Annotated in this window: 1 protein-coding gene and 2 pseudogenes; 1 reads left to right on the top strand and 2 read right to left on the bottom strand. The window is 68.2% G+C overall.

Annotation, left to right across the window (positions count from 1 at the left end):
* Together AC08ON_RS15495 and smpB are read right to left on the bottom strand one after the other, a co-directional pair.
* Positions 1-596: pseudogene (locus tag AC08ON_RS15495) on the bottom strand (class I SAM-dependent methyltransferase); the annotation flags it as partial.
* Between the two features lie 106 nt (positions 597-702).
* Positions 703-1,182, bottom strand: a complete 480-nt coding sequence (gene smpB / locus AC08ON_RS15490; protein ID WP_085003355.1) for an SsrA-binding protein SmpB — start codon at positions 1,180-1,182, stop codon at positions 703-705.
* A 660-nt stretch (positions 1,183-1,842) separates the two neighbouring features.
* Here smpB and AC08ON_RS15485 point away from each other — a divergent pair.
* A pseudogene (locus tag AC08ON_RS15485) lies at positions 1,843-2,173 on the top strand (hypothetical protein); the annotation flags it as partial.

Genomic DNA, 2,173 nt, shown 5'->3' with positions numbered 1-2,173 from the left:
GGATCGACGAACACGGCGTCGCATCCGGAGAGGTCCACCTCCCGCACGTCGGACAGGCGCGTCTCGAGGCATCCCGTCGGCACGGTCGATCCCGTGGGCGGCGCGGTCGTGGGCAGCGCCGTCGTGCCCTCGACCGCGTGGACGGCGACGTTGAGCGCGGCCATCCGCAGATGAACCGGATCCCGGTCGACGAGCATGATCTCCCGGCCCCGCGCGAGGGCCAACGCGTCCCCGCCGATCCCCGTGCACAGGTCGGCGAGCCGGCACAGACCGGCGAACCGCGCGACCCGATGCTCGGCCGCCGCTTGCGAGGACGCTTGTTCCAACCCGGCTCGGGTGAAGAACATCCGATCGGCCCGAGCAAACTTGACCATCGCGCGCCGCCTCAGCTCCGCCTGAGTGAACGCGGCGGCGAGGAGCGCGGGGGACACGCCCTCGGCGCGCAGGCGGGCACCGACAGCCAGTTCCCGGGCCGCGCCTCCACCGGCACGCTCATCCTCGGCAAATGCCGCGACCGCCGCCGCCAGCACCGCCTTACCCTGGGCGCTCAGCAGGGCCTCGAACTGCGCCAGCCGGTCGCCGTCGGAGGCGGTCACGGCGACCCGGATGCTGCCGGAACCGGCGAATCCGCGGCACGACGACGAGATAACGACGACGGGAACATCGGCGGCACCACGGACGGTGTCATGGACGGCTGGCTAGTCAGAGGTAGCGCCCCTTGGCTCGGCGGCCCATCGCCCGGCCGATCTCCCGGGCCGCGTCCCGCTCCGCGATCGCGTGCCGTTTGTCGTAGGACTTGCGGCCACGCGCCAGCGCGATTTCGATCTTCGCCCGCCCGTCCTTCCAGTAGAGCGAGAGCGGGACCAGCGTGAGCCCACCCTCCTGGGTCTTACCGACCAGCTTTTCGATCTCCGCCCGGTGCAGCAGCATCTTGCGCTTGCGGCGGGGAGCGTGGTTCGTCCAGGTCCCCTCGGTGTACTCGGGGATGTGCACGTTGTGCAGCCAGATCTCACCATCGTTGATCTGGGCGAACCCGTCGACGAGCGAGGCCCGCCCGGCCCGCAGCGCCTTCACCTCGGTGCCACGGAGCACCAGCCCAGCCTCGTAGGTGTCGAGGATGTCGTAGTCATGCCGGGCGCGCTTGTTCTGCGCGATCAGTCTGCGCCCCGTCTCCCTCGGCACTGTCCTGTCCCTCTTCCCACACCGTTCGCGAAATCTTCTCCGAACCTACGTCCTGCCTCCCGCGTCGGTGACACGCCGGCTCCACCGCGAGGACACCCATGGTATCGATCATGTGAGCGCCATCGTCGGTCGCCGGCGTGGCCCGGGTGACGTCGCCGAGCGCTCCGTAGGGCGACGAGCGCCGTCAGCGCGCCCCGCGGAGGAGCCGCCGCGGCGGCGCGACCTGGGCGTTCAGCACCTTCCACCTCCTTGCTCGGCTGTCGAGCTTGCTCGACAGCCGAGACGACGGACTTGATGACGATGGACTTGATGAACGGTGCCAGCGAGTACTATACTCGAACACACGTTCGATGACCAGAGTGTTCAGGCGGATCGGCGGCGATTCCTGCCGGCAGATCCAACCGCTCCCTCTACGCGCCCATGACAGGCGGCATGATGCATCCAGTGACCAGACCCGGTTCATCGCTTCGGCCCGGCTCACAGTCCAGTCCGGGCGAGTCCAGTTCAGGCGAGTCCAGCCCACGCGAGGAAGCAGAGGCCCTGGGCCCCCGCGACACCGGAGTCGACGACCGTGGTTCTCTTTCCCGTCATCTGGACTAATCGATGGTTTATGGTCATCGTGTAGCTGAACTCGACGCGGACGGATGCCTCCGGGCAGATGTGGAGATCGGTCGGGAGATCGCGCGCTGGGAGGCGGCACGGCTGCTCGTGAGAGCGAGGTTCGCGCAGCTACGGCCGCCCACGGAAGAGGATGAGAGCGGGGTTGCCAGGGGATTTCACGAGTTCGCGGGAGACGAACTGGCCGCCGAGCTGAGAATGTCATCAGCGGCGGGAAACAAACAGTTGGGTTTCGCGGTCGGCGTCGTCCGCCGCATGCCGGCAGCGCTGACTGCTCTGGAACATGGTGAGCTAGATTCCCAGCGGCTGACCGTGCTGGAACGACGTAAGTGTTCGGTGATGTCGTGGGAGGGCTCGCCGAATGCCCGGCCGG

The sequence above is a fragment of the Frankia sp. CoWAU3 genome (assembly GCF_977971855.1).
Note: the sequence above shows the minus strand (reverse complement) of the source record. Positions and strands in the feature narration are given on the sequence as shown.